General features: G+C 59.4%; 21 protein-coding genes. 6 read left to right on the top strand and 15 right to left on the bottom strand.

Annotation, left to right across the window (positions count from 1 at the left end; genetic code table 11):
- Positions 1-11: 11 nt before the first annotated feature.
- The 3 genes from RDA78_RS12010 to RDA78_RS12000 all read right to left on the bottom strand — a co-directional run bounded on the left by RDA78_RS12010 (position 12) and on the right by RDA78_RS12000 (position 2,005).
- The gene (locus tag RDA78_RS12010) at positions 12-317 is read right to left on the bottom strand and encodes a hypothetical protein (protein WP_434055539.1); all 306 of its coding nucleotides are present in this window, start codon (positions 315-317) and stop codon (positions 12-14) included.
- A 147-nt stretch (positions 318-464) separates the two neighbouring features.
- On the bottom strand, positions 465-941 hold the full coding sequence (locus RDA78_RS12005) for an SRPBCC family protein (RefSeq protein ID WP_434055538.1): 477 nt from the start codon (positions 939-941) through the stop codon (positions 465-467).
- A gap of 26 nt (positions 942-967) precedes the next feature.
- Complete coding sequence (locus tag RDA78_RS12000) at positions 968-2,005, bottom strand: haloalkane dehalogenase (protein ID WP_434055537.1); 1,038 nt, start codon at positions 2,003-2,005, stop codon at positions 968-970.
- 146 nt (positions 2,006-2,151) lie between these two features.
- Between RDA78_RS12000 and RDA78_RS11995 the strand changes: the two genes are divergently transcribed.
- Positions 2,152-3,033, top strand: coding sequence for a LysR family transcriptional regulator (locus RDA78_RS11995; protein ID WP_434055536.1), 882 nt, complete (start codon positions 2,152-2,154; stop codon positions 3,031-3,033).
- Positions 3,034-3,045: 12 nt separating this feature from the next.
- On the opposite strand, the gene RDA78_RS11990 is transcribed toward RDA78_RS11995, so the two are convergent.
- Positions 3,046-3,873 carry a phosphate/phosphite/phosphonate ABC transporter substrate-binding protein gene (locus RDA78_RS11990; RefSeq protein WP_434055535.1) on the bottom strand — a complete coding sequence of 276 codons (828 nt, stop codon included), beginning with the start codon at positions 3,871-3,873 and terminating at the stop codon, positions 3,046-3,048.
- Positions 3,870-4,787 carry a fatty acid desaturase gene (locus RDA78_RS11985; protein ID WP_434055534.1) on the bottom strand — a complete coding sequence of 306 codons (918 nt, stop codon included), beginning with the start codon at positions 4,785-4,787 and terminating at the stop codon, positions 3,870-3,872. The genes RDA78_RS11990 and RDA78_RS11985 overlap by 4 nt, the downstream gene beginning before the upstream one ends.
- A gap of 379 nt (positions 4,788-5,166) precedes the next feature.
- On the opposite strand from RDA78_RS11985, the gene RDA78_RS11980 reads away from it, so the two are divergent.
- Both RDA78_RS11980 and RDA78_RS11975 read left to right on the top strand, forming a co-directional pair.
- Entirely contained in the window at positions 5,167-6,498 is a 1,332-nt protein-coding gene (locus RDA78_RS11980) for an NAD(P)/FAD-dependent oxidoreductase (protein ID WP_434055533.1), read from the top strand.
- 100 nt (positions 6,499-6,598) lie between these two features.
- Positions 6,599-7,720: an ATP-dependent DNA helicase gene (locus tag RDA78_RS11975; protein ID WP_434055532.1), complete on the top strand. Its 1,122-nt coding sequence runs from the start codon at positions 6,599-6,601 to the stop codon at positions 7,718-7,720.
- Here the strand turns inward: RDA78_RS11975 and RDA78_RS11970 are convergent.
- Positions 7,704-8,354: a TetR/AcrR family transcriptional regulator gene (locus RDA78_RS11970; protein WP_434055531.1), complete on the bottom strand. Its 651-nt coding sequence runs from the start codon at positions 8,352-8,354 to the stop codon at positions 7,704-7,706. The genes RDA78_RS11975 and RDA78_RS11970 overlap by 17 nt on opposite strands.
- 402 nt (positions 8,355-8,756) lie before the next feature.
- Between RDA78_RS11970 and RDA78_RS11965 the strand changes: the two genes are divergently transcribed.
- Positions 8,757-11,228 carry a Tex family protein gene (locus RDA78_RS11965; RefSeq protein ID WP_434055530.1) on the top strand — a complete coding sequence of 824 codons (2,472 nt, stop codon included), beginning with the start codon at positions 8,757-8,759 and terminating at the stop codon, positions 11,226-11,228.
- 3 nt (positions 11,229-11,231) lie between these two features.
- Here RDA78_RS11965 and RDA78_RS11960 read toward each other — a convergent pair whose 3' ends face one another.
- From RDA78_RS11960 to RDA78_RS11950, 3 genes are all read right to left on the bottom strand, one after another.
- A complete protein-coding gene (locus RDA78_RS11960) occupies positions 11,232-11,969 on the bottom strand; it encodes a hypothetical protein (protein WP_434055529.1) in 738 nt (245 codons plus the stop codon).
- Positions 11,970-12,278: 309 nt separating this feature from the next.
- Positions 12,279-12,944 carry a hypothetical protein gene (locus tag RDA78_RS11955; RefSeq protein WP_434055528.1) on the bottom strand — a complete coding sequence of 222 codons (666 nt, stop codon included), beginning with the start codon at positions 12,942-12,944 and terminating at the stop codon, positions 12,279-12,281.
- A 109-nt stretch (positions 12,945-13,053) separates the two neighbouring features.
- Entirely contained in the window at positions 13,054-13,515 is a 462-nt protein-coding gene (locus RDA78_RS11950) for a hypothetical protein (protein WP_434055527.1), read from the bottom strand.
- 204 nt (positions 13,516-13,719) lie between these two features.
- Here RDA78_RS11950 and RDA78_RS11945 point away from each other — a divergent pair, with 204 nt between their 5' ends.
- Both RDA78_RS11945 and RDA78_RS11940 read left to right on the top strand, forming a co-directional pair.
- Positions 13,720-14,415: a DUF2270 domain-containing protein gene (locus tag RDA78_RS11945; RefSeq protein ID WP_434055526.1), complete on the top strand. Its 696-nt coding sequence runs from the start codon at positions 13,720-13,722 to the stop codon at positions 14,413-14,415.
- A 97-nt stretch (positions 14,416-14,512) separates the two neighbouring features.
- Positions 14,513-14,950 carry a GNAT family N-acetyltransferase gene (locus RDA78_RS11940; RefSeq protein ID WP_434055525.1) on the top strand — a complete coding sequence of 146 codons (438 nt, stop codon included), beginning with the start codon at positions 14,513-14,515 and terminating at the stop codon, positions 14,948-14,950.
- 12 nt (positions 14,951-14,962) lie between these two features.
- Here the strand turns inward: RDA78_RS11940 and RDA78_RS11935 are convergent, their stop codons facing one another.
- The 6 genes from RDA78_RS11935 to glpD form a co-directional block, all read right to left on the bottom strand.
- Positions 14,963-15,655 (bottom strand): aquaporin, encoded by a 693-nt coding sequence (locus tag RDA78_RS11935; protein ID WP_434055524.1) that lies wholly within the window; start codon positions 15,653-15,655, stop codon positions 14,963-14,965.
- A gap of 14 nt (positions 15,656-15,669) precedes the next feature.
- Positions 15,670-16,158 carry an arsenate reductase ArsC gene (locus RDA78_RS11930; RefSeq protein ID WP_434055523.1) on the bottom strand — a complete coding sequence of 163 codons (489 nt, stop codon included), beginning with the start codon at positions 16,156-16,158 and terminating at the stop codon, positions 15,670-15,672.
- Positions 16,159-16,186: 28 nt separating this feature from the next.
- Complete coding sequence (locus tag RDA78_RS11925) at positions 16,187-16,540, bottom strand: ArsR/SmtB family transcription factor (protein WP_434055522.1); 354 nt, start codon at positions 16,538-16,540, stop codon at positions 16,187-16,189.
- Positions 16,541-16,613: 73 nt separating this feature from the next.
- Positions 16,614-17,954, bottom strand: a complete 1,341-nt coding sequence (locus RDA78_RS11920) for an MFS transporter (protein WP_434055521.1) — start codon at positions 17,952-17,954, stop codon at positions 16,614-16,616.
- A 160-nt stretch (positions 17,955-18,114) separates the two neighbouring features.
- Positions 18,115-19,608: a glycerol kinase GlpK gene (gene glpK / locus RDA78_RS11915; RefSeq protein WP_434055520.1), complete on the bottom strand. Its 1,494-nt coding sequence runs from the start codon at positions 19,606-19,608 to the stop codon at positions 18,115-18,117.
- A 70-nt stretch (positions 19,609-19,678) separates the two neighbouring features.
- A complete protein-coding gene (glpD, locus tag RDA78_RS11910; protein ID WP_434055519.1) occupies positions 19,679-21,199 on the bottom strand; it encodes a glycerol-3-phosphate dehydrogenase in 1,521 nt (506 codons plus the stop codon).
- Between the last annotated feature and the right edge of the window lie 48 nt (positions 21,200-21,247).

Raw genomic sequence — 21,247 nt, 5'->3', positions numbered from 1 at the left:
ATCTGATCCGGTTACTTCAGGCGCAGGACCTTCGATCCCAGCCCGCGGACATAATCGTCGCGGGTGAAGACAACGACATTCGTCTCGCGAACTTCGGTCATCTTCAGGTCAAGCGGTGTTTTCCCTTCCGGGTTGACGATCACCTTGCGGGTCGGCGGCAAACCGCGGAAAACCAGCACACCTGCTTCCTTTGTAACGATCGCTCCGTAAGGTTCGTCGTGCACGATCCGGGTCGTGCCGCTTTCGGCAAATGCAGCGGTTGAAACAACCGCAAGAAGACCTGCCGCAGCAACACCTGATTTGAAAACCATTTTCATGACGCACTCACTGTTAACTATTGAGTTACCGAGAATCGTAACGCCTTGTTAACTTTTGCGCCAGCATTTCAGCCGAATTCACCAGAAAAGTGTGTCACCAAAAAAGAACATCGTTAACGAATGTCTTAAAATGACACACTTCAATACTCAGGCTGCGGCTTTTGGGTGCACCTCATCGCCTCGCTCAACGAACCTGGCATTTGCCGACAGGAGATCCGACAGACCCTTTCTGAACTGCGACTTCATCAGCGGAGCCATCAGCCATCCGACCGGCCCGAACTTCGGCGTGAAGGCAATCCGCATCGTCACGCGGCTCTGCTCGGGTGAGAGCGCCTCGAAATCCAGAGTGACGATGGCCTTCTTGAGCGGCAGGTTGGCGTCGAAGATATCGACGACAATATGCTCTTGCGGCTGATACCCGATGATCCTTTCCTTCAGATAGGTTTTCCCGTCGATGTGCTTGCAGACACGTTCCGCTCCCATCCCGGTCGGCGCGCTCTTGGGAAGGAGCGGCGACTGTTTGATGACCGGGTTGAACCTGTAGATCTCGTCGAATTTGTCCCAGCTGCGCCAGAGATCGGCCAGCGGGGCATTCACGTCTTGGCTGACGACAATTTCCGCCATCTTGTCCTCCTTGATTTGGAATGAGATCAGATCCGCCGCAGCCAGTCGGCAATGCCCTGCCCGATGACATGCGGATGATCTTCCTGGAGGAAATGCGATCCGGCTCCGACAAATCGAGATTCGATATTGGGTACGTTCGCCGTCAGGAAATCCGCGACCGGTTTTGGCATCAAGGCCCCCGGTTCCGCATAGAACATCAGTTTGGGTATCTGACTTGACAGGAGCCATTCACCGTTCAGCCTGACCTCTTCGACCACGTCGGCAGGCTTGCCTTCGATCGGCACTTCCCGCGGCCAGGCAAGAACGGGCTTGCGGCTTTCGGGCGTCGGGAACGGTTTGCGGTAGTGATCCATCTCCGCCTCGGACATGGTGCGCACGACACCCATTTGCGGCAACACGAATTCGACGAAGAAATTCTGGTTGAGCACCATGTCGGCACCCTTGTCGCTGTGCATCAGACGAAAGAAATCGGCGAGCGGTCCCGGCATGTCGTCGAACGATGCGACCGGCAGCACGGGTGGCACGATGGCTTCCAGAAAAACCAGACCGGATATGCGCTCCGGGTTCAAACGCGCATAGCGCATCCCGAGCGCAGATCCCCAGTCGTGGACCACCAGGATCGCATCGCTCAGGTCCAGTTGATCCAGAAACGTGTCCAGATACCGAGCATGATCCGCAAAGCTGTACGCACTGTCCGGCTTTCCGCTGTCACCCATGCCAATCAGGTCCGGCGCAATGGCGCGATACCCGTCCGGTACATGCGGAATGATGTTGCGCCACAGGTAGGACGAGGTCGGATTGCCGTGGAGAAAGATCACCGGGCGGCCCTCGCCTTCATCGACATAAGCAATGTTTGAGTCGAGAACCGGCACGTTTTTCTTCTCGAAAGGAAACGCGGAACCGATCTGTACTCCGTAGGGCGCCGCCGGATCGGACCCGAGTGTTTTTTCCGGTTGCTGTGCGCGTGCCGGAACAGCGGGCAACAGCGCCAGCGCCGCCCCGCCGGTTGCCGCGCCTTTCAACAGCGTCCGCCGTCCAATGCTGGTTTTGGGTCCATTAGTCATGCTCGATCCACCTCTCTCAATTGCCGGAAAGCGCGCCTGCAGCGCGTCCGGGTTTGAATGTGGCGGATTGATTTTTAATTGGAATACACCCAAATTCACCGGAGTGGATCAAAAACGATCCGCGACGCAGCAAGTGGGGACGCCGCATGAAACGCGAACTTGACTGGGATCACGTGCGCACCTTTCTCGTGGCAGTGCGCACCGGCAGCTTCAGACAGGCGGCCGAAAAACTCGGCGTCAATCACGGCACCGTCCACAGGGCCGTTTCCGCGCTGGAAACCAGTCTGGGAACACGTGTCTTCGACCGCACGACAAGCGGCCTTCAACTGACGCAATCGGGCGAGGCTCTGCTCGAACCGGCAGAAGAGATGGAAACCCAGGCCAACACGATCACCCGGAGGCTGTCGGGTCTGGATCTGGAACCGACGGGAACCGTTCGCCTCAGCCTGCCTCCTGCGCTGTCTCACGGACTGCTGGCGGACATGCTGTGCGAGTTTTCCGAGCGCTTTCCTGAAATCTCGGTACGCACGATCTCAACCAACCGCGTCTCCGACTTGCAGAGGCTGGAGACCGACATCTCCTTGAGGGTCGCGCGAAACGTGGACGAGGATGTGCTCGGACGAAAGCTGCTGACATTCGTGCAGGCCGTTTACGCCTCGCCCGAATATCTCAAGACACACAAGGATCTGCTCGCCACCAACGGCAAAGGCGCTCACTGGATTGCCTGGAGCGAATTGCAGGACTGGATTGCCGACAGCCCGTTTCCGGACGCGGCAGTCCGCCATGTGCTTCCCGAAGTCTCCATGCAGATCGAGGCAGCAGCAAAACATCTCGGTCTGATCAAGATCCCGGCTTTCACCGGCGACGCCGATCCACGTATCGTGCGCGTGCCGGGCGTGCCGCTGCAGCCGGGCTACCCCGTCTGGCTGCTGTATCACCGGGACTTGCGCCGCGTCGCAAGGGTGCGCGCATTCGTCGACTTTGCGATCGAGTATTTTGCGAAATACGAGCATCTGTTTACCGAGTGACCGGGTGCATGGTCAGGCCAGCTTGGGATACCCGTGCGCGGCAGCGAAGCGCTCCATCTCCAGGACCGGCGCGTAGTCGGCGTCCAACAGGGTCGAAAACCCGCATATCAGGAGGCGCGACCGGTCTTCTGCGAGCGAGGCATCCTCAAAGACGGACTTTACGGCGCGCGCGATCGTTTCGGCATCGGTTTCCTGGAACGCGAGCGATGTCACGAGCGGAAGCCCCGGGACGGATGCCGTGCGCCCGATCGAACGGAGTTTTGAGACAAGGTCCGGCAATTCCTGACAGGCGAGCGCCCAGCAAACGGCATCGACGCTTGCAATGTCGGCCTCGCCGTCTGCGACGGCGCGAAGGGACGCCAGATGGCCGCCGCTCTCTCTCACACTTGAAAAGAACGGCGCACCGCTTGCGATCTTGGCGACTTCATAGCGGAATGCATTCATGCCGGACTGGCTGTCAGGTCCGTTGTAGATGGCGCGTTTGCCGCGCAAATCGGCCAGGGTCGCATGATTGCTGTCCCTCGCCACAACCAGGTGCGAACAATAGTTTCTGCCTTCGCAGCCGTCGGCAGCGTAGCTCGGAACCCCGATGAGCCGGACTTGGCCTTTGAGCGCGTGCGTCAGCGGATAGCCACAGGTCTGGCTCAGAAGCAAACCGGGCCGTAGCCAGTTGACCTCCAGGCCGCGGTCTTCCGGCCACGGCACGAAATCGGAGGGCTGAAGCCCGAGAGCGTTGACAAGCGCGATCTGCAACGCGTTTTCCAGACGCTCGGTCGCGACCCGGACCTCCGGCCAGTCATACATGGGCAGCCGGACAGAATGATAGTCCCGTCCGCTCAAGTGCCGGCCTCATCCGACTGCCGGTGTCTCAACGGGTGCGCCACCGGTTCCTTGACCTTGAAGAGGAAGGCCGCGGCAAGCTGCTGATAATTTGCGAACACGTAACCCTCGTTGCGCTGCTGCCAGTTCTGTTTGTTGGTGCGGTACATCGCCGGCAGGTCAAACCATGCTGCACGCGGATGAGCGTGATGAACAACGTGAAGATTATTGTTCAGGAAGAGCAGAGAAAACAGCGGGCAGAATTCAACGATGATCGACCGGGCTTCGGCACTCGCATGAGCGCGGTGCTCGGCATAGGTCCTCAGCATCAGGAGGCTCATTGCCGGATAGGAAATGCAGCAGACATAGAGCCAGATCGGCATCTTGCCGACAAGGGTGATGAAAAGCACAACCGGAACAGCTCCCGCAAAATGATGCAGCCAGGCGCGCAGAACGACCGTGTCGCCCGACCGTATCATCCGCAGCTCGGAGCCGAGAAAACCGATGACCGATACCAGAGGTCCGATCAGCAGACGTCCAAGCAGGGTATTGTTGACGGTCAGCACCGCCTGGATGAACGCGGGCAGCTTCTGCCAGTCAGACCACGCCATGTAGAAGGTTTCGGGATCATCATAGGGGTCTGTCAGCCGGTCATTGTTGTGGTGGCGCAGATGCAGCGACTTGAAGCGGCGATACGGAATGAAGAGCCCGAGCGAGCAATAGACCAGCGCTTCGTTCACTGCCGGATTGCGTGTCGGGTGGCCGTGCAGAACCTCATGCTGCAGGGACGATTGCAAGGTGACGACCAGGACTGCAAGCGGACATACGATCCATCCACCCAATGCAGCGTAGTTCCCGATCAGCAGCATCCACGCTGTTGCAGCGCCCAGAATCAAGGCCAGCGTCGGCCATTCGCGAAAGCTTGCCCGCGTCACTTGTTACTCCAAATTGTTGAAAGAACCGGCAAATCCGGAGCCCGAGATCAGCATGCCCAAAGACAAGAGCGGCTTCAATTTGAGAGTTTAGAACAAAATCCGCATGATTTCGCAAAGTCAGCATTATGGTGATTAAAATCTAATTTTGTTATTCAAAATCACAATTTGTGCCGTTTTTCATCACGCTTGCCTGTTTCAAGACACTGAATGGCGGATTTTATTCTGGACAAACCATGCGTCATCGCCTGACCTGAAGACAATATCCACATGGGCATGCCCTACGACCGGCCTGGATTGCAACTGAGGCCGCGCCGCCAATTCACATGGGATCACTCTTCACGGCCTTCCGCAAGCCAGACGACCAATGGAAATCGAAAACATGGCAACTGCTTCGACCGACCCGAACATGACACCGCAGACCTATGACGCAATCATCATCGGGGCGGGCGTGATCGGCTGTGCGATCGCTTACAACATGGCGCGGGAGGGACTGAAGACACTGAACGTCGACACGCTTCCCGCGGCCGGCTATGGGTCAACATCCAGCTCAGCGGCCGTGATCCGCACCTATTACTCCACGCTCGACGGCACGGCGATGGCCTATGACGGCTATCACGACTGGAAACACTGGCCGGAAACCCTTGGCGCATCGTCTGACGAAGGTCTGGCAAGGTTTATTCAGACCGGAACGCTGATCATGAAGACGGCGTCCAACAATCTGAACCATGTTCTCCAGCACTCCGACACGCTCGGGATCACTTACGAGATCTGGTCACCGGAACAGATCATCGACAGCATGCCCGGTTACAATCTGGACTGCTTTTCCCCGGTCAAGATAATGGAGGATGAGTCCTTTGGCATGCCGACGGGTGGACGGATCGAGGGTGGCATCTTCTTTCACGCGGGCGGTTACGTTGACGACCCGCAGATCGCGGCAAGAAACCTGAAAGATGCCGCTTCGGCTCTCGGAGCGGAGTTTCGCTTCAACACCCGGGTCAGCCGGATCCCCATGGAGGACAACCGCGTGACCGGGGTGATCTGTGAAGACGGCAGTCTCTTGCGCGCGCCTGTGGTGATCAATGCGGGCGGCCCCCACTCGGGCAAGGTCAACGGCCTGCTGGACGGCGATCCGGGCGTCAGGATCGGTCACAGACCGCTGCGCCAGGAGGTCGTGCAGATCAAGCCGCCCGAAACGCTTCGATACTCGCGCGAAGGCATGCTGATCGCCGACAATGACATAGGCGTCTACATCAAGCCCGGCAGCGGCGGGCAATTGATGATCGGCAGTCTGAACCCGCCCTGCGATGCCCATCTCGAGGAAGACCCGGATGACTTTCGCAGGGATCTGACAGACCGCGCGCTGACCTACGCCTACCGGTTTTCGCAGCGCCTTCCAGCGCTCGGCGTCTCGCAGCATCCTCTTGGTGTCGCGGACCTCTATGACGCAACCGACGACTGGCTGCCGGTCTATGACCGGAGCGACGTCGACGGCTACTATCTTGCCATTGGCACCAGCGGCAACCAGTTCAAGAATGCCATTGTCGCCGGGCGCCTCATGGCCAGGCTGGTCGCCTATTGCGAAGACGGCAACGATCATGATCGCGAGCCGCTCCGGTTCCGCCTGAAGCACATTGATCACACGCTGAATACCGCGACATTCTCCCGCAAACGCGAACTGACGAAGGAAAGCTCGTTCTCGGTTCTTGGCTAGGTGATGGACCGGCGCGCCACCTGCCGACCGGAATTCACACTTGGCGGAATCGGACAAATCGGGTTAAGCAACCGGGTCCGCAATTCTCGGGAGCACATCCGTGGCCTGGTCCCCGCAACAAGACGACGCACTCAACGAAGCTGCCGCCTGGCTCAAGCGCGGCGACCGGCAGGTTTTCCGGCTGTTCGGATACGCCGGGACTGGCAAGACAACCCTGGCGCGGCACCTTGCCGAGGACATCGACGGGGATGTCTGCTTTGGCGCTTTCACCGGCAAGGCCGCCCACGTGCTGCGTCAAAAGGGCTGTGATGATGCCGGTACGATCCATTCACTCATCTATCGTCCACGCTCTGCAAAGGAAGAAGAGGACGTGGACGACGATGAGGAGGACAGCGGCCCGCAATTCGCCATCAAGAGGGACAGCGCCGCTGCGACCGCGAAACTGATCGTCATCGATGAGTGTTCCATGGTCGATGAAGAACTCGGCAAGGACCTCCTGTCATTCGGCACCCCGGTTCTAGTGCTTGGCGACCCTGCTCAGTTGCCGCCTGTGAAGGGAGGCGGGTTTTTCACCGAAGCCGAGCCGGATGTCATGCTGACCGAGGTCCACAGGCAGGCCCAGGACAATCCGATCGTGCGCATGTCGATGACGATCAGGGACGGCGGCAAGCTGGACTACGGCACCTACGGTGAAAGCAAGGTCATCCACCGCACCGAGATCGACAAGGACCAGATCCTTTCCTCCGATCAGGTCCTGGTCGGCACCAACAAGACACGGCGGCTCTATAATGGCCGTATTCGCGAACTGAAGGATTTCAACACGCCGATGCCCGCGGTCGGCGACAAGCTGGTGTGCCTGCGTAACGACAAGACCAAGGGCCTTCTGAACGGGGGTCTCTGGGCGGTCAAGCGGCTTCGTCAGCCGCGCGGCAACACGCTCCGCTTTGATGTTGTGTCCGAAGAGGACATCGCCAGGACAACGGTAAAGGTCAAGGTCCTGCCAGCCATGTTCGAGGACGGCGCAGAAAGCATCCCCTACGCGATCCGGCGCAAAGCCGACGAATTCGATTACGGCTATGCGCTGACGGTGCACAAGGCGCAGGGCTCACAATGGGACGACGTGATCCTGTTTGATGAAAGCTGGGCATTTCGTGAGCACAAGAGCCGCTGGCTCTACACTGCCGTTACACGGGCGGCCGAGCGCATCACTGTCGTAAAGTAGGCAGACTGAACCTGTCGCTGTTGAAAACGGTCTCCGGATCACGGATCGGCAACGCACGCAATCCTGTCTCGACGAAGGTCTTGAGGTCGGGTTCGCTGATGCCGCTCCGCCCCAGCATCGCGATGGCCGAAAACTGGCCGTCAAGAAACGTCGTCGCGCTGTCGATGTCGGCGTCGGGTGCCATTTCGCCGGCAGCGGCTGCCTTCAGGAGACGCTCCCGAATGGCTGTGTATCGGGATTCCCGCAATCCATTCACGACTTCGCGGTGGCGCTCCGCTCCGTAGGTGCAATCGACAATCGCATTGACGAGAAAGCAACCGGAGGGAGTGTTCCTGTCGAGCGTCAGGTCTGCAATCGCCCCCAGGAAATCCCGGAAGTCGTCGATCACATGTTTCCTGGCTTCCTGAAGCCTTGCGAACACCGGACCTCCATAGGTCTCGAAATAGTGGAGCAGTGCTTTTTCGAACAGGGCTTCCTTGTCACCAAAAGCTGCGTACAGCCCGGGTTTCGCCATGCCAGAGGCGTCCGCGAGATCGTTCATGGACGTGCCTGAGTACCCGTTCTGCCAGAACGCGACCATCACGGATTGCAGCGCATCTTTGGCCAGTATCTTTCTAGGCCGTCCACGTGGCATCGTTCTCTTCCCCTTTTCCCGTCCAGCCAGAGGTCGATTGAAACATCAACCCGAAAGCCGTCCATGTCCCCCAGCACACGTCACTACGTTGCACAATCTAAAGTCAATTACGACATTTAGGCAAAAGAATAACGTCAATGAGATCCTGTGGAATACGCATTTTGTTGCAATTCGTTCGGCAAACATCAAAAACCAATCAGCAAGTGTGCCCGGATTGCGCAACTCTTCTAGATTTGGTTCAGGACTGAATAGTATTGGGGAAGGTCTCGGCGCGGGATGATAATGACCGTTCTACTTGTCACAAAATTGCCGGTGGACGGTGAAACCGGATCTCTTTCCCGCCGCATCAAGGCGGAATATCTTGCACCGTCCGAATTCGACCATGCATGAGACCCAGCAACCATGACCAGTATTTCTTCCAGTGGCAGCGCACAAGTGAACGGCGGACAGACAGCGACCGCGGACGTTGCCCTTCGCATCGCTCACCGCATCGCAGACGAGATCGGGTGCAAGGCGGGCCAGGTGACGTCCACCGTCCAGATGCTCGACGAAGGATCAACCGTTCCCTTTATCGCGCGCTACCGCAAGGAAGCGACAGGGGGTCTGGACGATAGCCAGCTCCGCAAGCTGGAGGAGCGGCTGATCTATCTGCGCGAGCTTGAGGACAGGCGCGTCGCGATCACGCGTTCGATCGAGGAACAGGGCAAGCTCACCGGTGAACTCACCGCCGGAATCCAGGCGGCGGAAACCAAGTCCCAGCTGGAAGACATCTATCTGCCCTTCAAGAAGAAGCGTCGGACGAAAGCTCAGATCGCACGAGAGGCCGGACTGGAACCGCTCGCCGATCTGCTGCTCGGTGATCCGGCAAGAACGCCGGAAACCGAAGCTTCTGCCTTCGTTGATGACGCCAAAGGCATCGCCGACACCAAGGCCGCGCTCGACGGCGCCCGCCAGATCCTCATGGAACGTTTCGCCGAAAACGCCGAACTGGTTGGCCGTCTGCGCCGCCATGTGGAAGACAGGGGCGTCGTGCAATCGAAACTGGTTGACGGCATGGCCGAAAAAGGCGCCAAGTTTGCCGACTATTTCGACTATTTCGAGAAATGGTCGAAGATCCCGAGTCACCGGGCGCTGGCACTCTTCAGGGGCCGGAACGAAGGCATTCTTTCTGTTGACCTGACCGTCGATGCCGACGATGTCTCCCCGGTGCTTCCGGCAGTGAAGATGGTTGCCGACACCTACGCGATTGCGGACAGGGGCCGTCCTGCGGACAAGTGGCTCATGGATGTCGCCCGTTTCGCCTGGAAGGTGAAGCTGGCGCTTCATCTTGAACTCGACCTGATGGGTGTCCTGCGCGAAAAAGCGGAGGAAGAAGCAATCCAGGTCTTTGCCAAGAACCTGAAGGATCTGCTCCTGGCGGCGCCTGCGGGCGCAAAATCGACGCTCGGCCTCGACCCGGGCATTCGCACCGGTGTCAAGGTGGCGGTCGTGGACGATACGGGAAAGCTGGTCGACACGGCGACCATCTATCCGTTCCAGCCGCGCAACGACATCTCCGGCTCCCGCGCCGCCCTGCTGGCACTGATCGCAAAACACAAGGTCGGCCTGATCGCCATCGGCAATGGCACGGCGAGCCGCGAGACCGACAAACTGACCGGTGACGTGCTCGCCGACATTCCCGCCGCGCAGCGCCCCATAAAGGTGATCGTCAACGAGGCCGGGGCATCCGTTTACTCGGCATCCGAACTCGCCGCGAAGGAAATGCCAGACATCGACGTCTCGCTGCGCGGTGCCGCCTCCATTGCGCGACGCCTCCAGGATCCGCTCGCCGAACTGGTCAAGATCGAACCGAAATCCATCGGTGTCGGCCAGTATCAGCATGACGTCAACCAGACGCGGCTTGCCCGCGCATTGGACGCCGTTGTCGAGGATGCGGTGAACGCGGTTGGTGTCGATCTCAACACCGCTTCGCCCGCCCTGCTTTCCAGAATCTCCGGCCTTTCGGACAGTCTGGCAAAAGCCGTTGTCGACCATCGCGACGCCATCGGACGTTTTGACAAGCGATCGCAATTGAAAGACGTTCCGCGACTTGGAGCCAAGGCCTATGAGTTATGCGCCGGTTTCCTGCGCATCACCGGCGGCAAGGAGCCGCTTGACGCCTCCTCGGTGCATCCGGAGGCCTATCCGCTTGCAAAGAGGATCGTGAAAGCCTGTGGCCGGGACGTGCGTCAACTCATGGGCGATGGATCTGTACTGAAGGCACTCGACCCGTCGGATTTCACCGACGAAAAATTCGGCCTGCCCACCGTGCGGGACATTCTCGCCGAACTTGAAAAACCCGGCCGCGACCCCCGCCCCGAGTTCAAGACGGCGGCGCTTCAGGACGGCGTTGAGGAAATCTCCGACCTGAAGCCCGGCATGAAGCTGGAAGGCACGGTTACCAATGTCACCAATTTCGGCGCTTTCGTCGACGTGGGTGTTCATCAGGACGGCCTGGTTCACGTCTCGCAGCTTGCCGACCGATTCGTCGACGATCCGCACCAGGTGGTCAAGGCCGGTGACATCGTCAAGGTGACGATCCTCGACGTGGACGTTCCACGCAAACGGATTTCCATGACCATGAAATCCCAGGCCGACTATCAGGGCCAGCGGGACCGTTCGGACCGGGATCGGTCCGCGCCGGGCAATCGGAACCAGGGTCAGCGCAATCAGAACCATCGCGGCCCGGGCGGACAGGGCCCCGGAGGCGGCGGTGGTGGTCCGCGTGGCGGCGGCGGCAAAGGCGGCACGCAGAAGGATCCTGGTAGCGGCGGCGGCGGCAACAACGCGATGGCTGCTGCTCTGGCAGCCGCGATGAACAAGAAACGGAAGTAAGTCTCAGGCGAAGACGTCCGCTTCTGCGACGGGCGACTCGCCGCGTTCTTCAAGGTCCTTCAGATAGGCCCTGCAGACAATGACTGAGAAAACGGCAAGGCTGTAGCCGGATACCAACTTGGCGAGCAACAATACAACTCCCCCTGGGACGTTTGGTGACCCCTGAGCTGTGATCGCGTTGGAGCCGATGCCGACATTTTCAGAGAAGATCAGGATGAACATGCCGAGGCCAGTCAAGGCTCCCGACCCGAACAGAAGCCTTGGCAGAAGGTATGCGGCTTGGCGGAATGACCTGACAACAGCTGCTCCAATCCCCGTACCGACACGCCTCAAATGCGCGGGAAAAACCGTCCCAAACAAGAACGTGGTCATAAAGGCAACAGCACCGGCAGCCAGAACCGTAACGGCAAGGACGCCCCCCTGACCCTGCGAGTCGGCAGGAGACACGGACATGGCGCTGAAAACAACGAGCAGCGAGATCACGAGAACCGGCAGATAGAGCAGCATTATGTAGCGAAACATGAAACCGCCGTACTTCTTGTTGATTTCCTTGTCCTTCAGATCGAGCCCCATCATGCTCGCGCACAGGTAAAAGACGATGCCGGACTCCACGAGCGCCCGCCCGATTGTCAGCGCAGTTCCGAGATCGTAGAGAATGGCCACGGTTTCAAGCACCCAGATCGCCGCAACAAAGCCGAAAAAATATCTCCAGCTCTCTGTAATTGCCGCAAATGCTTGCATGAAAATATTCAGCTCAGGTTTCAAGACACACCTTTAAATTGTGAAACACGGCTCCTTCAAACCACAGACTGGAAGCAACTTCAACGCTGATAACCGTTGCCATTGTCGCGTCATGTCCAATCTACGGACAGAATCTCAAACACGCTTGTCTTTTCGACAATCAACAGCCTGTCATAAACTGCAACCCCAAATTGGCGCTGCGGATAGAGCCGGCAGGGCTGCACTTCAACAACATCGGTTTCAGCACGCCGCCTTCGCCCGCATCAAGCCACCCGCATGTCAATTTGTTTCAATCCCGGCAATCGAAAATCACTCGGCCTTGGATACATCGAAACCGTCCAGCAGGTCCGCGACTTCGGCCATGAACGCTGGAAGGTCGGAGGGAAAGTCCTCCGGGATGGTGCTCACCATGTAAACGAAGTCCCCGCGCTGCCACTCGCACTTTATGTAAGTCTGGTATCTTGTGCAGGGTTCCGCGGGTGCGTCGCCGCCATTGCCGTCGTTGAAATCCACGGCTTTCCCGATCGTGATCAAACGATCACGGGTCCTGTAGCGAGGCTCAAGGCCCGGAAAGGAAACGCTGACCCAGAACAGCTTGCCGCCCGGCGCGTTGCTGCCGTTGTAAGGTGCGTAGGTCCAGGGAATTTGGTGCCGCGTGTCACCCAGCCAGTAGGTCTCACGATAGGTCCCCTCAACGCGCGGCAAAAACGGCAGAACCGTCGCTAACACCAGCAAGACCAGACCGATGACATAAAACCGGTCGGCGAGCGGCCGGCGCCAAAGCCAAAAAAGAAACATCGAGACCGCGATCGGGATCGGTGCGAGGAGAGCAGTTTCCTTGACCAGCCGCAGCATGTCGCCCTTTGCCGACATGGGGTGGTAAGCCGCGCTCAAGGAAACATTGAAAAACATCCAGCCATTCCAGATGGCGGAGAAAAAGGCGGCAAACCAGAACAGGGTGGAATAGCGCGGCATGGCACTCGCTCCAGTAGACGGGGATCTGCGAGATGCAGCGCCCTCGAAAGGCGGAGTCTGCGCAACTCGGCTCGGCAAGGCGCGTTCGATCCCGCCTCGCGAATTTACACTAAGGCGTCATTCCAGTTAAAACATCCCAGTATTCAGGTTTGTTGTAGCCCTTGTGGTAGGGCAACATGGAACAGAAATGGACGCGGGCCACACCGTAAGCCTTCGTATCGGGCGGCCAGTAGTAGGCAAAAACAAGCGTTGCTTCGCGGTCACGAAATGGCCAGCCGGCACTGCCGCCATCGTCATTGACGTAGACGATTGAGACAGTATCGCTTTCAACGCCCTTAAACGCGCGCAATACCTTGAACTCAAGGACACGATCCATGTCGTCTCGGGCACCGCCCGCACCACGTATCGGATAGCCATAGAAAACCAGATCAGAATCATTGAGGTGCTCGACCGCAGAGCGACGTTCGCAACTGGCGGCTTCTGCGTCGGTCCCATATGGCAAAGCGGCACCCGCAAACAAAATGCTGACCGAGACAAGCAACAGTAGTGTTTTCTTGACCGTTGAAATCATTTGCTACCCACATTCTCGTATCGCCCAAACCCAAGGCGTGTCTGAATTCAGCGCTTCGATAGGTCTGTTATCTCCCGTATTTGATGATTGTTCGCGGTGATACAACCGTGCGCATTCCACAAACGCGCACGCCTTGCCAGCCCTCGACCAGCGAAAACTTTGGGTCTAAGCTTTCCGTCCAAAGCGTGATGCGAGGGTTACGGCATGCCGGGGGAGCCGAAGGAAGATGCCGGGAAGGACTGGCCGAAGCAGGACATTGAGTCCGGCACCATCGGTGCGCTTGCCCATCTTTACCGGGCCGAGGTTTTCCGCAGCACCCATTGGCGCACGCGTCTCGACAACACCACCAACTGGGCCGTCGTCACGACAGGCATTGCCCTCTCCGCGACCTTTGCCAATCGCGAGGCGTCCCCCCTGCCGATGGTTCTCGTCGGCCTGCTGGTGACCGTCTTCCTGATTTTCGAGGCGCGGCGCTATCGCTACTACAACATGTTCCGTGCCCGCGCGCGGCTGATGGAGTCCGACTTCTATGCCCCGATACTTTACGGCCGAAAGGTTCCGTGGAATGGCGAATGGGCAAAGCTTCTCGCAGACGACTACGAAACACCGCACTATCACATCAGCCTTGTCCGCGCCGCCGGCAGACGGCTGCGCAGCAACTACTCCTGGATCCTTGCCATCCAGGCGGTTGCTTATTTCGGCAAGCTCGCAATTCACCCCGTGCCCCTGACCGAGCTTTCCGAAGCCTTCGAGCGCGCCGCCATCGGGCCCCTGCCCGGCTATCTCGTCTTTCTTGCCGGGGTGGTCTTCCACACCAGCTGGATCGTCTTTGCCATCGTCACGCTGCGCCTCGACAAGCGCTACCGCAAGAAGCGCAAGTCGCCCATGCAGGCGATCTGACTGGGCGCGGACATCATATCCAACGATGCTCAGAAGTTGACGCGGCTCGGGTGACCGGTTGAAACTGGAGCGGACCGGTCAGTTTGGTGGCGGACGAATGAGCTACGTCGAAATTGCATTTGCAGACGAAAAGGAAAAATCGGCAATCGCGGCAACTGTCGAAGACCGATTGCTTCACGCACTGGCCGAGGAAAACGAGCAGTCGGACAACGACGCGTTCGTGCTCAAGGCAACCGATGACCAGGGCAAGCTTCTTGGCGGACTGACTGCGAGCACATCCTATCACTGGCTCCTGATCAAGACGCTCTGGGTGGATGAGGGCGTCCGCGGCGCCGGACTGGGCGCCCGTCTCGTGGAGCTTGCCGAACATGAAGCGCGGCGGCTTGGCTGTCATGCCGCCTGGCTTGATACCTCGAACGAAGCCGCACACCGGTTCTATCTGAAGCTCGGCTACGAGGATTTCGGTCTCTTGGGCAACCTGCGCGGTCAGCCACTGCCCGATCACAGGCGCTGGTTCATGAAAAAGGATCTGTGATCCACCGCGGCGTCACGGGCGGACTGTTTCTGCTCCGGTCCTCTTTTCCGGGGTCAACAGCCAGGAAAACAGGGCAAGCGCCAGAGCGGCCCCGACGAACTCTGCAACGATGAATCCCGGAAGATCGATGGGGCGAATTCCTGCGAACGTGTCGGTAAACGCGCGTGAGATCGCGACGGCCGGATTGGCGAAGGAGGTCGACGCGGTAAACCAGTAGGCCGCCGTGATGTAGAGCCCGACAAGCCAGGGCACCGCCGCTTCACGGAAACGGATACCGGCCAAAATGCTGGCGAGCAGCCCGAACGTCGCGACGATTTCAGCCACCCACTGCGCAGGCCCGGTTCGGGCCGTGGTGGAAGCCTGAAGCACCGCTTCTTCGAACATCACGTGGGCGATCAGCGTGCCGCAAATTCCACCGACGATCTGGGCCGCGATGTAACTCAGGCCGGTTGTCAGGCTCAGGTTGCGCTTCAGCCAGAAGACGAAGGTCACGGCCGGATTGAAATGGGCACCCGAAATCGGCCCGAGGATCGTGATCAGCACCACCAGAATAGCGCCCGTGGGAATGGTATTCCCGAGAAGGGAAACAGCAACATCGTCGGAGAGCCGGTCGGCCATGATCCCCGAACCGACAACCGTGCCGACGAGCATCGCGGTGCCAAGCGCCTCGGCGGTCAGGCGCCGGTTCAAACTGAATTCTGACATGAAGGAAACCCCGTTTAGTCGGATATGGCGCCGATTGACGCCAGTCTGCTCTTGCCGTCCTCGGCCTCAAAGACATCGTCGCCGAGGGCAAGCATGTCGTTGATCCGCCGCTCAAGTCTCTCGTAAGCCCGATCGAACGCCGCACCACGCGCATCAGCGTCGCCTTCCACCGAGGCAGGATCGGGGATACCCCAATGAACGACCATCGGATGACCGGGCCAGACCGGACAGGCCTCGCCCGCCGCGTTGTCACAAACGGTGATGATCAGATCCATCTTCGGCGCGTCGGCGCCTGCAAATTCTTCCCAGCTCTTGGATCGGAATCCTTCTGAGGAAAGCCCGTGCCTTTCGAGACAGGTGAGCGCATCGGGATTGACCGTGCCGCGTGGTGTCGAGCCGGCCGAGAAAGTCGCGAACCTGCCCTTCCCGAGATGACGCAGCAAGGCCTCGCCCAGAACCGAGCGGGCGGAGTTCGCCGTACATAAAATCAAAGCATTGCGCATTGTCGGATTGCCCGCCTGGAACTTGGCTTCAGAGACGCTCTGGTTCTGAGCACGAAACGGATGTGAACAGATTGGCGATCGGCGCACATAGATCCGGGTTTCCGCCGCAGCAGTCCTGCAGAAGATACGTCACCAGATGCTGCATGGTTGCCAGGTCCGCACTGTAGTGAATGGAACGCCCTTCGCGTTCAGCCCGCACAAGAGCGGAACGCGACAGGGCGCCGAGATGGGTCGACAGGGTGTTGGGACGAACGTTGAGTGCGTCTGAAATGGCGCCGGCGCTCATGCCGTCTTTTCCCGCCTTCACCAACAGGCGAAAAACGTCGAGGCGTGTTTCCTGACCAAGGGCGGCCAGCGCATTCAGGGCGTCTTCTTTTTCCATAATTCGAGAATACTCGAATTAACGAATTAATCAATTGATTTTTCCCGATAACGCCTGTTACACGCTGCTGTTGTCAGACCTTTCTGTAGGCGAACACCGCGTAGACAAATGCAAGAGCAACCAGCGCCGCAGCAAGTCCCAGCACAGCCTGGTAGCCGCCCAGCGCAAACGCGGCACTGGAGGCAGACAGCCCCACCGTGCCGCCGATCATCTGCGAGGCCATCGCGATACCGCCGCCCTGTCCATGTTTGTATTCCGGGAGCGAGCCCATGATGGCGGCCCGGCTCGGCAGAAAGAGAAACGGAAAGGCGACCCCTGCAACAAGCAGTCCCGGCGCGAACAAAAGCGTGTTCTTCATGGGCTCTGTGAAAAACAGCCAGAGCAGGCAGGCAAGCAGAAGCAGGTGACCGACAAAGGCGAGTTTGCGTGGATGCGTCTTGCCGACGAGCCGGCCGCAATAAGCGGCAACGAATGGCTGCGGGATCGGAGTCAGCATGACAAGCAATCCGGCTGCGAGTGCGCTGAGCTTCAGCTCCGTCTGCGCATAAAGCGCAACGAAAACAAAGATCGGCATCTTGGCGTATTGCGCCATGAACAGGTTCACATTACTCGCCGAAAACACAGGGTTGGTGAAAAGATCCACCTCGATGAGCGGCGCTTCTTGTTGTGTTTCGAACCAGCAGAACACACCCATCATGGCAGCGCCACACAAGAGCAGAAACCAGATCAGCGGGCTTTCCCAACCCAAGTCATCGGCCTCCATGAGTGCGAACACGATGCAGAACATGCCGCCCGCGATCAGCACCAATCCGGTCCAGTCGATGCGCCGTCCGGGCGGCCGGTCCACATCGCGCCAGCTGAGCGTCACGACGATCGCGATCCCGATCACCAGGAACGGATTGATCCAGAAGATCCATCGCCAGCTCAAGAACTCGGTGAACGCGCCACCAACCAGCGGGCCAAGGGAGAGGAAAATGGTCCCGACAGACCCGGTGACCGCCAGGGCCATCCCGTGCTGTTCCTTCGGGAAGGTCATGGTCACCATGGCCATGAACAGCGGGAACATCACCGCGGACCCGAGCCCCTGAAAGGCACGCGCAATGATCAGCACCTCGCCGGACGGCGCGAAGCCGCAGACGATCGAGAAGATGCCGAACATTGCGAGCCCGAGAAGAAACATGCGCAGGATGCCGAACAGATCCCCGAGCTTGCCGCCGACGGCGACGAAACAGGCAAGGGTCAGCAGATAGGCATTGACGATCCAGTGCGCGGCATTGCTGGAGAGCGAAAACGTTTCCTGGATAGACGGCAGCGCGATTCCGACGACGGTCTCGTCCAGCAGCACCAGGCCGAGTACGCAGCTGACGGCCCCGAGCAGCCACCACTTCCGATTCGACTCATCGATCAACTGCATGGCGCCCCACACCACCCCGTTCGCACAGGGGTCGTCCTCCGTGAACAAGGCTGAAGGGTGGCGGAAAAGTCGTGAGGAAACAAGGAAGAAGGTTGGGCGGACCCGTCGGGGCAGTCACCCTCGGAAAAAGGCCCCCGCCTCGACGGGAGCCCTTGTATGATCAATCAGCGCTTGTTCGGGTGCGCGTGACCGCGTCCTGCCACCCGGCCAGAAGCCGGGACCGGTCGGCCTCCGGCAACTTGGGTTCAAAACGCCGCTCAAGCTGCCACTGCGCGGAAAACGCTTCCTCGCCAGGCCAGATACCCGCCTTCGAACCGGCCAGCCAGGCGGACCCGAGCGCCGTCGTTTCGGCGACCGTCGGACGGTCGACTGGCGCACCCAGAATGTCGGCAAGGAACTGCATGGTCCAGTCGGATGCCGTCATGCCGCCATCCACGCGCAGTACCGGCTTTTCCGCATCCGACCAGTCGGCCCGCATGGCATCGACCAGGTCACTGGTCTGGTATCCGACACTTTGCAGGACCGCGCGCGCGATTTCCTTGGGGCCCGTGTTGCGCGTCAGGCCGAACATCGCACCGCGCGCATCCGCATCCCAGTAAGGTGCGCCCAGTCCGACGAATGCCGGCACAAGGAAGACATCATGGTTCGGGTCTGCCTGCTCGGCAAGTGACTGTGTCTGCTCCGCGCTGTTGATCAGACCGAGCCCGTCGCGCAACCATTGCACCGCCGCGCCTGCAACGAAGATCGACCCTTCAAGAGCGTAGGTTGTCTTGCCGTTCAGCCGGTAGGCGATCGTCGTCAGCATCCGGTTGTTGGAACGGACCGCTGTCTCACCCGTGTTCATCAGTGCAAAACAGCCCGTGCCGTAGGTCGATTTCACCATGCCCGGCTTGAAACACGCCTGTCCGACCGTCGCGGCCTGCTGATCGCCGGCGACCCCGAGGATCGGGATCGGTCTGCCGAACAACTCGGCATCGGTCGCACCGAACTCGTCGGCGCTGTCCTTGACTTCGGGCAACAGGCTCATCGGGATGTTGAGCACCTTGCAAAGGTCCTCATCCCAACGGTTCTCGTGAATGTTGTAAATCAGCGTGCGCGCCGCGTTGGTCGCGTCGGTCACATGCACAGTGCCGCCGGTCAACTGCCAGATCAGCCAGGTGTCGACGGTTCCGAAGGCAAGTTCGCCCCGTTCGGCGCGGGCTCGAACCCCATCGACATTGTCGAGCAGCCAGGCGATCTTCGTCCCGGAGAAATAGGGATCCAGCAGCAGGCCGGTCTTGGCGGTAAACGTTTCCTCAAGCCCCTGTTCCCGCAAACTCGCGCAGAATTCTGAGGTCCGGCGGTCCTGCCATACAATGGCATTGTAGACCGGTTCGCCGGTCGACCTGTCCCAGATCAGCGTCGTTTCGCGCTGGTTGGTGATCCCGATCGCCTCGACACCCGCGCCCTGGTCCGGAGCCTTTTCCATGGCTTCCCGGCAGACCCGCAGCGTGCTGGTCCAGATATCGGAGGGAGAGTGTTCCACCCATCCGGACTTCGGAAAATGCTGCGGAAACTCCTGCTGTCCCACACTGATGGGGCTGAAGCCGTCATCGAAGACGATCGCACGGCTTGACGTTGTGCCCTGGTCTATCGCCAAAACACATCCGGTCATGGCGCACCTCCCACTTTTTTGCTTGTTTAAAAGAACTGCCGGCGCGCCCGGCAGCCTGATGTCTTTCCGACTATGCAGCAGCCCCGGTCCGGTCTGCAAGATGGCCGGACATGTAGGCATCAAGCGCGTCCGCTTCCTGCTTGCCGAGGCGCAGCCCGAGTTTCGTTCGCCGCCACAGGACGTCCTCTGCCGTTCGCGCCCACTCCCGTTCCATCAGCCATTTGACTTCCGCCTCATAGAGATTGAAACCGAAGGCCTTGCCCAGATCGTTCAGCGATGCCGCCTCACCTAGGATCCGCCGCCCATCCGTGCCGTAGAGCCGGACCAGCCGTGTCGCAAAACCGGTCTCGAGGAACGGATAGTCACGCTCCAGTGCGGCAACTTCAGCATCAAACGCATCGACCTGGAAATTGCCTCCGGGGAGTGGTTTCTTGTCCGTCCAGACCCCGCTCTTGAACGGAACGAAATCCTCGAGCTTGGCCAGCACTTGCTCGGCCAGTTTCCGATAGGTCGTGATCTTGCCACCAAAGACGGACAGAACAACCGGCCGTTCGCGGTCTCCGTCCACTTCAAGAACGTAGTCGCGGGTCGCTGCTTTCGCGTCCTTGGCACCGTCGTCGTAGAGCGGCCGGACGCCGGAATAGGTGTGCACCACGTCTTCAGGCGTGATCTTCTTGTCCAGATATTCACTCGCAGCGGCGCATAGGTAAGACACTTCGTCCTCCGAGATGCGCACATCGCTGAGATCGTCCTGGTAGTCGACATCCGTTGTCCCGATCAGGGTGAAATCCTGCTCATAGGGAATCGCAAAGACAATCCGACCGTCGCCGTTCTGGAAAATGAAACAGCGGTCGTGATCGAACTGGCGCGGCACGATGATGTGGCTTCCCTTGACCAGACGGATGCCGGAAGTGTCGTTTTCACCGACGACGCCATGAAGAAAATCGGCAACCCAAGGACCGGCAGCATTGACCAGCGTGCCGGCGGTCACCGTTCGCTCGTTTCCGGTTGCAAGGTCCTTTAAGGTGACAGTCCATTTGTCGCCGTCGCGGCGCGCACTGACGCATTTTGTCCGTGTCAGGATCTCCGCGCCCCGATCAGCCGCGTCGCGCGCATTCAGCATGACGAGACGGGCATCGTCGACCCAGCAATCGGAGTATTCAAAACCCTTGTGGAACAGCTTCTTCAGGCCTTGCGAAAAAGGCGCCTGATCCAGCCGCACCGTCTTGGTCGCGGGCAGACGCTTGCGTCCGCCCAGATGGTCATACATGAACAGCCCGAGGCGCAGCAGCCAGGCCGGGCGAAGGTCCTTGTGATGCGGCAGGATGAACCGCAGCGGCCAGGCGATATGCGGCGCGATCCCCCAGAGGACCTCGCGTTCCTTCAGGGCTTTGCGAACCAGGTCGAACTCGTAATACTCCAGGTAGCGCAATCCGCCGTGGATCAGCTTGGTCGATGCCGAAGACGTTGCTCCGGCGAGGTCCCCCATTTCGGCCAGAAGGACGGACGCCCCCCGTCCAACCGCGTCCCGGGCGATCCCGGTTCCGTTAATGCCACCCCCGATAACCAACAGGTCGTAGTCAGCCGTCATAGCCTCGTCTCCGGCTCGAATTGATATGCGCAATCATCCTGAAACGAA

The organism is Roseibium sp. (genome assembly GCF_051016195.1).
In the GTDB taxonomy this organism is placed as follows: domain Bacteria; phylum Pseudomonadota; class Alphaproteobacteria; order Rhizobiales; family Stappiaceae; genus Roseibium.
Note: the sequence above shows the minus strand (reverse complement) of the source record. Positions and strands in the feature narration are given on the sequence as shown.